The sequence below is a fragment of the Rhodococcus sp. MEB032 genome (assembly GCF_030208925.1).
GTDB lineage: Bacteria > Actinomycetota > Actinomycetes > Mycobacteriales > Mycobacteriaceae > Rhodococcus_F > Rhodococcus_F qingshengii.
Window position 1 is genome coordinate 117214 of the sequence record NZ_JARVSY010000046.1, and the last position, 9486, is coordinate 126699.

Consider the following 9486-nt stretch of genomic DNA (forward strand, 5'->3'; position numbering starts at 1 on the left):
ACGTGCGGAGAAACTTACTGCGCGAGTGCGCGCTTCATGCCGCGTTCGACTGCTGCGATGATCTGCGGACGCAGTTCTGCGGCAGGGACGATCTCATCCACCGAGCCGACCTCTCGGGCCCGCTGGATGTTGTGGATCGCTTCGAATTCGGATGCCACTTCGCCGAGCTTGTCGGAGCGGACGGCGATGCGCTGAGCGTTCAGTTCTACGCGCAGATGTGCTTTCTCCGTGTCATCCTTGGCCGCTGCCAAGTCTGCCTCCAGTTGCTGCACCTTCGGGTCGTTGTTGGTGCGGGTGTTCACCTCACGGGTGAAGACCACTGCGGCGGCGGGGGCGCCGCCGAGTACCGACGCGAACGAGCCTTCGACAGCAAGAACTTCCATGTTGTCGTTGAGCGCACCGGAGAACACGACGAACGCGCCGCCGTGGTAGCGGGAGACGACGCAGAACACGATCGGTCCGTCGAAGTTGACGATGGCGCGGCCGATCTCGGCGCCGTACTCGAGCTGGATGTTGCGCAGCGACTCCGGGGAACCGTCGAAGCCGGACAGGTTGGCCAGCACCACGATCGGACGGTTGCCGCTCGCAGCATTGATCGCGCGGGCAGTCTTCTTCGACGAGTTCGGGAACAGCGTTCCCGACGTCCAGGTGTCGGGACCGTCGGCGGGGAAGTGCCCCTTACGTGGGATCGCGCGGGATTCGATGCCCACCACTGTGACCGGATGTCCGGCGAGGTGCGCGTCCAGAACGACCGAGGTGTCGGCGCCGGCCATGTCGGCCCAACGCTCGAGAACAGAGTGGTCCTGGTCGACCACCGAACGCATCACGGTGCGAATGTCGAAGGGCTTCTTGCGATCCGGGTTCTTCGCCGAGGAGAAGATGTCGCCGACCGTCTCGAAGTCGCTCGACGGGTGGGTGTGCGGGAAGCTACGCACGTCGCGATCGACGGGGTCCGTCGTCGCTGCGCGGCGCGGGAACCGTTCGCCGGGAGCGAGGTACGAGTGTGCGTAGTGACGGAACAGGATCTCGCACGCCGCAGTGAGGTCGGGGGCCCAGTACTGCGCCTGGCCGTTGGGGCCCATGACGCGGTCGTAACCACCGATACCGAAGTTGTCCTCGGCCGACACACCACCGGAGTAGTCGAGAGACTGCTTGCCGGTCAGCACCATCGCGCTGTCCGGGGTCATCACCAGAATGCCCTTGGTGTGCATCAACATGGTGGCTTCGGCGTTCCAGTAGGGCTGAGCGCCGACGTTGATGCCCGTGACGACGATGTTGATCTCGCCGCCGTTCTGGGTGAAGGTGATGATCCGGCGCAGGCCGCGGGAGACCCAGTCCATGTTCTCGGTGCCGCTCTCCATCGAGATGGTGGCACCGGAGGACAGTGCGAACCACTCGACCGGAGCGTTCAACTTCTCGGCCAGGTCGATGGCAGCGACGACGCGTGAGCATTCGGCCTCGGCGACGGTACCGAGCGCCTTGGTGGGGTCACCGAATAGCGCGACACGGGTCATTCCCTCGGGATAGCGCGGCGTCGGCGTGTTCACGAGGCCGACGACGATGCCGGCCTTGTTGAGACCGTACGGACGCTCGACAGGTGACAGGACGCCCGCTTCGTCGAAGTCGTGCTCGACGAAGGTGCCCTTGGTGCCGGTCAGGAGTGGAATCAGCTCGTACGGGTACACAGTTCCGCGTGCCCGCGAACTCTGGACCTTCTGGGCGTACGCGTCGAGGGGGAGCAGCGGTTCGGTGGGAGGTGTGGTCTTGTTGATGACCACACCGGCACCCGCGCGGTAGGAGAATCGCAGCGCAACTTCCTTGGGCGCGCCGCCCTTTCGGTCCTTCAGCCGAGTGATGAGCGTGATCTCTTCGAGCCCGGCGCCGACGGTCAGTCGGGCTGCGTTCTGAGCGATCACCGAGAAGCGCTCGCTGGGAACGTCGGCGACCGGCCACACGTAGAGCACGACGCGGTTGGCTGCCAGTCGACGCTTGTCTCCGCGCTGGGACTGCGCACGGCGGATGCCGTCGAGGCACGCGGCAAGTGTGCGCTCGATGGCCGGAAGCGCAACCATCTGGCCTTCGTCGTCGAGCTGCGGTGTCACGTCACGGATTTCCGCGAGAGCGATCAGGCGCTCGTCCTTCGGGTTCTCCTTGGCGGAGAGGTGGAACAGGTAGGTGTTCTCCGGAGCCGGCAGACGCTTGCCGTTGAAGTTCTTCAGACGCCACATGTCCAGACGCTGACCCGTGAGCGGATGCATGTCGCGGATGATGTTGTCCTCGACCAGTTCACCGTCGACGGGGCGGAAGGTGACCCACCGGACCGGATCCCCGTTCGGGTTGCAGATGATCACCGTCGCGCGGCGAGACCGTGTGATCGTCTCGTTGCGCGAGAGTTCGGTGCGCAGCGTCTCGACGAGCGCGTCGCCGTCGGCGGGCTGATCAGGCCAGTCGAGGTAGATGTCGACTACGAGCCCGCGACCGGATGGAGCATCCTGCGCGATCGTGGCGACATCGTCGAGAGCCGTACCGAGAGCGTCGAATTCGGCCACCGTCGAGACCAGATGCAGCCCGTCGCCCTTGAGGTCGAAGTTGCCGGTTACGAAACGGCGGTCGACGTGCTCGAAAACTCGGACGTCTTCGAACGAGTGAATCTTGTAGTAGCGACGCGTGATGACCTCGAGCAGAGGGCCGCCATCGCGGTTGCCGAGGCCGATCTTTCGACCCAACAGGTCCAGGAGCGGTTCGGGAGTGGCGACGAGATTGGCGATTCGCTCGTCGAAATCTGCAGCGTCCGGCTGCTCTTCGAGGTAGGCGAGGTTGCCGCGTACTCCGTCGTAGACGTCTTCGCGAACCTTGCGGATGCGCGGCTCGTCGAAGAACCGGAAGCGAAGGTTGCGGGCGACGTCGCCGATGACGGGGTAGCGGACCTGCGTCGCGACAATGAGTCGATCGAGAACCTCGTTGAGCTCCTGCGCCGAGCAACCGGGAGCCTTGTCGCCGACGAGCCAGCCTTCGAGAAGTGCTGCAATGACCGGGATCTGGGCTTCCATGCGCTGCAGAGCCAGGAAGAGTCGGTACACCGCTTCCTCGACGGCCTGGCGATCTTCCAGATCGGTGACGTCGTAGTGGCGAAGTGCCCGTTCGAGTCTCGTGCGGAACGACGCCGGCAAACCTTCGCGCTCGGAGTCGAGTGAGTGCAGGAAGGTGTGGAAGTGCTCGCGGGGGCTGTGGACGGATTCGTCCTTCGCGGACTCGCCCGAGGTGGGCTTGTTGCGCGAGAGTTCGCAGATGTCGGCGAAGGTGGTCAGCACAGCCAGTTCTGCCTGGACCAGTTCGCGGTCCTCGGATTCGAGTGCGCTGCGAAGTGCGTCGTATTCGGCCAGAACAGCGTTTGCGTGCTTGCCGCTGACGTCGTAGCCACTGATCATCGCGGTCAGTGCTTCCAGCTGTGCCAATGCATCTGCGCGGGTATCGGACCCGGAAGTTGCTGCGGGAAGATCGAATTGGACTCGCGGAGCCTTCTCCGTGACAGCTTCCTCACTGACCTGATCGACGCGCAGGAGCGGTGCGCCGGCATCGACCTGGGAGTTGACGGTAGCGAGAACCTCACGCACTTTGCCCGCGTACGGAGCGCGAACCGCGGTCTCCATCTTCATGGATTCGAGCACGACCAGAGTGGATCCGGCTTCGACGTCGTCGCCGACCGCGACCGGTACTGCTACCACTACGGCGGGAGCCGGCGCGCGGACTACGCCGGCGTCGTCCTGGCTGATCTGGTGGCTGATGCCGTCGACCTCGACGAGATAGCGAGCCGGGCTCACGACGGAAACGACGTGGAAGCGGCGATCACCGATCACCAGCCGTGACTCGAAGTCACCGAGACGATCGACGTCGACCTCGATGTCTCCGGCGTCTCCGTCGACGCGGTAGCGGTGCGGGCCGATACGCCCGACAGTCAGTTTGTATGCCTGACCTTGGTAGTTGAGCTCGACGGTACGGCCGATCGCGTGATTGGCGCGTGGGCGGCCGCCACGTGCCGAGGCGAGGAAGGCCGCACGCTCGAGGGACTCCTCGGCGTCGTAAGCATCGATGGCGGTGGCGATCAGCGCGACGTCCGCGCGGCGAGTGGTGCCGGTGAGGGCGCCCGTGCGGTCGAGCCAGCCGGTATCCGCGGATGCCGAGATGACCTCGTCGCGATCGAGTAGATCGAGGAGGAACGACTTGGTGGTAGTGCCGCCGTCGAGTACGACAGTGGTTTCACGAAGGGCGGTGCGCAGACGCGCAAGCGCTTCGGAGCGGTTGCGGCCCCACGCGATGACCTTCGCGACCATCGAGTCGTAGTCGGGCGGAATGACGTCCCCGGCAGCGATGCCGGTGTCGACCCGGATGCCGGAGCCGAGCGGGAACTTGAGGAGCTGAACGGTGCCGGGTGCCGGCGCGAAATCGTTGTCGGCGTCTTCGGCGTTGAGGCGGGCTTCGACGGCGTGGCCGAATGCGGGCGGGCAGTCACCGACCAATTCGTCACCACTGGCGACCAGAATCTGCAGCTTGACGAGGTCGATTCCGGTGGTGACCTCGGTGATCGGGTGCTCGACCTGCAGGCGGGTGTTGACCTCGAGGAACGTGAAGAGCTTGTTCTCGGGCTGGTAGAGGTATTCGACCGTGCCTGCGCCCTGGTACCCGGCTGCCTTGACCAGTTCGGCGGAAACCTTCTTGAGGTGGTCCGACTGTTCTTCGGTCAGGACGGGGGAGGCGGATTCTTCGATGACCTTCTGGTTGCGACGCTGAATCGAGCAGTCGCGAACGCCCGGAGCCCAGACATTGCCGTGGTTGTCGGCGATGACCTGTACCTCGACGTGGCGTGCATCGGTGACAAGGCGTTCGAGGAAGACGACGGGGTCGCCGAAGGACCGCTCTGCTTCGCCCTGCGTGCGCTCGAGTGCAACTTCGAGTTCGTCTTCGGCCCAGACCTTGCGGATACCGCGTCCGCCGCCGCCGCTTCGGGCCTTGATGATCAGGGGATATCCGATGGACTGAGCATGACGACGAGCGTCGGCGCGCGTTTCGACCGGTCCGCCGCTCCACGGGGCGACCGGTACGCCGACCTTCTCGGCCAGGATCTTGGCGGCAACCTTGTCGCCGAGCAGGCGCATCGCGTCGGCGCTCGGGCCGATGAACGTGATGCCCAGTTTCGCGACGATCTCCGCGAAGGCGGGATCCTCGGCCACGAAGCCCCAGCCGACCCAGACTGCGTCGGCCTTCGCTGCGAGGAGTGCTCGCTCGAGTTCGGCGTAGTCGAGGTACGGGCTACCGGTGCCGGTGCTGCGCAGGGTCACGCCCTCATCGGCCTGGCGGACGAACATGGCGCGGCGCTCGGCCTCGGTGTGCAGTGCAACGACGCGAATGCCGTAGTCGTGTTCGGCGTTCAGTTCGCGTACAGCCCTGATCAGCCGGACCGCGGCCTCACCTCGATTGACCACTGCGATTCGTTTGAACATTGTCACTGCCACCGTCCTTGATGAGATTCTTCGTCACGTACGTTGCGATATGAGCCGACCGTGTCCCACATACCCGGATTCCCCGGTTCGTGAACTACGCCGCGATGCGCTGTGTTTCCCCCGGTTGCGCGTCGGCAAGTGATTGCCCTTCCGGTTCGTCGAGTCCCCTGCGCTGAAGCACTGTGTGCACCGAGGCACTGTGTGCACCGAGGCGCTGTGTGCCTTGTGCGCCACCTTGCAGGCGTGGACTCAGAACCGCTCCAATCACGAATCAGCAACATATTGTGTCTGCTTCCAGGGAATCCCTGGTTTATCTAAGAATGCAGTATGTCGACGCTCATGTCACCTGGGCGAATTGAAGAATATTAGTCAACGTGAACCACGGTTACACATATGGCGTTAAATCATTGCGGTGCAATGGAATTCGGACTTGTGACACGGATCACGATGGTAATGTAATCGGCAAGAAAGTGAATACTCACTGGTAACAAAATCGCATATTCGGAGAATTCTCTGGGTTGCTCGATTATTACTGATCGGTACTACTGGCGAGTATTTTTTATGTCCGGTCGGACCGTATTCGAGAAATCGCGTTCGATGGTTGCGATGTGCTTTGCAATCGCGTCGAGTCCTGAGGGAGGGAGGTGCAATCCGTTGCCGAGAGCAAGTGAAGTCCGCTTGAAGTGCTCCACGAGTGGTTCGTATTTCGTGACCAGCCTCAGCCTGTCGGTCTCGCTCAGGTACTTCACGCTTCCCGCGTTGTCGACGAAGTCGCTGAACTTCACGAGGAATACTGCGGGATCCGCTATCGCGCGGATGACGTGATCCTGATATCCGGCGGTGGTGTTGTCGCATGGGTAGTCGATTGGATTGGTCACTGCCTCAACAAGTTCGGAGATTCTGTGGCCGAAGCGCGAGGCGATGAGTGTTGACGCACGTTCCTGCGCTTCGGATGCGGACATGTCGTCTGCAGTCTGGCCACCGAGGAGCGCGATGACGGCGTGTGGTCGGTCTTCGACCGTGTCGTGAAGCGCGGTTGCGCTCAGGATCTCGACATCGGAGCACCCGTACCGAAGCAGCCGCAATACATTTCGTAGGGGATGAACGATGTAGGGATCCTCGTCGGACTTGATCCCGTTCTTTCTGAACTGATCGAGGTGCGCAAGGGTCGCGACCTCCATGGCGAGCCGTAGGGTTTCACCCGAGATCGCCAGCTCGTCGACGGCGCTCTCGATGGCGAAGACCAGCGTTGCAGCGTCCATCTCCTTCAGGGGCAACTGGTCGAATGCAGACCTGATCGGGTCGGAGTTGCTCATGCCAAATAGCCTTCCGGTTGGTGAGGCGTCGCGACGAATGTCCTGGTGCAGATCTGCAATCGAGCCCTGATTGACGCCAGAAATACAGGTCGAGGTCAGAATCATCTTGATTCTATCCGGCGACTACGACAGCAAGTGTTCCTAGCGTTGTCATAGAGGTGGGCGGGGAGGTTCGTCCGCCTCCATCACAGGCAAATAGGGCAGGAAGAGGTTCGATGACCACGGAGGCGACCCTGGCGTCGTTTGTCGAGACAGTTGACACGGATGTCGACACCCATCCGCTGGACGATCCTGTGCGACAAGGACTTCGCGGACATCATGCGCAATTCGCTCGCTGGGCAGGGAGAGTTGCGCGATACGACCCGACGGTCGCGCCGTTTGTCGGTCATCCGCCCGAGTTGGACGCCGAGGACTGGGAGAACCTACTCACACTCGTAGGTCCTGGCGGCACAGTAGGTTTGCGAGGATTTGATCACCGCCCGCCGGAAGGGTGGCGCGTTGTGGATCAGTTCGGTTCGGTGCAGATGGACGGATCCGCACTCCAAGTCTCCGTTGATCCGTCGGTCGAACTTCTCGGAACGGGCGACGTTCCCGAAATTCTGGCATTGATCGAGCGCACCAAGCCAGGACCGTTTCTTCCTCGTACCGTCGAGATGGGCAGTTACTACGGCATTCGCGTCGACGGAAGACTTGTTGCCATGGCGGGGGAGCGGTTGCACCCTCCGGGATGGACGGAAATCAGTGCGGTGTGCACTGACAGCGACTTTCGGGGTCGAGGCCTGGGTACGACGCTGATCCGTGCCGTCGCTGCCGGGATTCGCGAGCGCGGCGAGCTGCCATTTCTCCATGCAGTGCAATCGAATACGAATGCGATCAGACTCTACGAATCACTGGGGTTCGTTCTCCGGAAGAGATCCAGGTTGACTGCGGTGCAGGCGCCTGCCTGATCGAATTCTCGCCGACGCCTGTGTTTCGGGCGCTCGGCCACTAGTCTGAACAAATGACAGTCGATCAGGCGTTGGACAGTGATTTCCTCACTCTTGCCGATCCGTACCGCCGCGAGTTGCTGGCGCACTGCTATCGCATGATGGGGTCGATTCACGACGCCGAAGACCAGGTCCAGGAGACGTTCATCCGGGCTTGGCGCGGGTTCGACGGTTACAAGGGCCAGTCATCTCTCAGGACCTGGCTCTACCGCATCGCGACGAATACCTGCCTGACCGCGCTGGAGGGGAGATCGAGGCGTCCCCTCCCGACCGGCCTCGGCGCACCTAGTTCGGACCCGGCCGACGATTTGATCGAGCGCAACGAGATTGCCTGGTTGGAACCGATTGCCGATTCTGCGTTGGGCGACGTCAATGATCCGGCCGTCATGGTCGTCAATCGCGATTCGGTCAGGCTCGCCCTTGTTGCCGCTTTGCAGCACTTGTCCGCGCGCCAACGTGCGGTTCTGGTTCTACGTGACGTTCTCCAGTGGAAGGCGTCGGAAGTTGCGGAGGCGCTGGACACCACAACCACTGCGGTAAACAGCCTGCTGCAGCGGGCTCGCGCGCAGATCAATCACATCGGACCCACCGAGGACGATCTCGTGGAACCGACTACCGAGGCTGCCCGGAAGTTGCTTCGCGACTACGTGCACAGCTTCGAGAGCTACGACGTCGAGGCCATCGTCGAACTGTTCACGCGCGAAGCCATCTGGGAGATGCCTCCGTTCGAGGGTTGGTACCAGGGCCCCGAGGCAATCGGGCAACTCATCGGAACCAAATGCCCGGCCGACGGACCAGGAGCGATGCGCCTACTTCCGACCGCTGCGAACGGACAGCCGGCGTTCGGCCTCTACATGCGCGAGCCCGATGGTGTTCACCGCGCTTTCCAGTTGCACGTTCTCGATGTCACCGAGTCCGGGATCTCGCACGTGACGTGTTTCTTCGATCTGAGTCTGTTCGCACGGTTCGGATTGCCTGCCGAGCTGTAGGGGCCCTGCCGAGTTCTAGGGGCAAGGAGTTGCGCGAGCCCCCCCAGTATGGAGGGACCCGCGCGACTGCTCGTTACTGCTGTTGCTGTGCGTTACTGCTGGGGAACAGTCGCAGCCGGGTCCATCCACATGACCTCCCAGACGTGATTGTCGAGGTCGCGGAATGCGCGTCCGTACATGAAGCCGTGATCCTGGGGCTCCATCCACTTGCTGCCGCCGGCAGCAATCGCCGCGTCGACGAAGGTGTCGACTTCCTCCCTGCTGTCGGCCGACACACACATCAGTGCTTCACGAGCTTTCGACGTGTCGCAGATGTCGTCGGCGATGAAGTCCCCGAAACGCGGTTCGTTCAGGAACATGACGGTGGCGGAATCGCTGACGATCATCGAGACAGTGTTCTCATCACTGAACATGTCGTTGAACTCGAAGCCGAGGCCACTGAAGAATGCACGGGTAGCGACGACGTCCTTGACCGGCATGTTGACGAAGAGAAGACGAGACATTGGGTGCTCCTTGAACTCGGTTGACTGATTACTGAACGCTTCGGTTCCTGTTGGTTCCTGCTCATACAGACCGCAGTGGGCGCAGAAAGTCATCGCGAGAAGTAAAAATTCGAGAAAAGTATCGCCTGTTAACCGGCGTCAGTGCTCTGACCTGGCGATTTGGTGTTGTGTTGATCTTCGCGTAACTTTGTCCA

5 protein-coding genes are annotated in these 9486 nt (G+C 62.2%); 2 read left to right on the plus strand and 3 right to left on the minus strand.

From position 1 onward, the window contains the following. Positions 1–14: 14 nt before the first annotated feature. Both QRN54_RS30990 and QRN54_RS30995 read right to left on the minus strand, forming a co-directional pair. A complete protein-coding gene (locus QRN54_RS30990) occupies positions 15–5498 on the minus strand; it encodes an ATP-binding protein (RefSeq protein WP_285183868.1) in 5484 nt (1827 codons plus the stop codon). A 542-nt stretch (positions 5499–6040) separates the two neighbouring features. Next, positions 6041–6814, minus strand: a complete 774-nt coding sequence (locus tag QRN54_RS30995) for a hypothetical protein (protein WP_223304680.1) — start codon at positions 6812–6814, stop codon at positions 6041–6043. Between the two features lie 215 nt (positions 6815–7029). Between QRN54_RS30995 and QRN54_RS31000 the strand changes: the two genes are divergently transcribed. Together QRN54_RS31000 and QRN54_RS31005 are read left to right on the plus strand one after the other, a co-directional pair. Beyond that, positions 7030–7761, plus strand: coding sequence for a GNAT family N-acetyltransferase (locus QRN54_RS31000; protein ID WP_285183866.1), 732 nt, complete (start codon positions 7030–7032; stop codon positions 7759–7761). Between the two features lie 53 nt (positions 7762–7814). Continuing rightward, entirely contained in the window at positions 7815–8789 is a 975-nt protein-coding gene (locus QRN54_RS31005; RefSeq protein WP_003945115.1) for a sigma-70 family RNA polymerase sigma factor, read from the plus strand. Positions 8790–8881: 92 nt separating this feature from the next. Here the strand turns inward: QRN54_RS31005 and QRN54_RS31010 are convergent, their stop codons facing one another. Then, complete coding sequence (locus tag QRN54_RS31010) at positions 8882–9292, minus strand: VOC family protein (RefSeq protein WP_042923411.1); 411 nt, start codon at positions 9290–9292, stop codon at positions 8882–8884. Between the last annotated feature and the right edge of the window lie 194 nt (positions 9293–9486).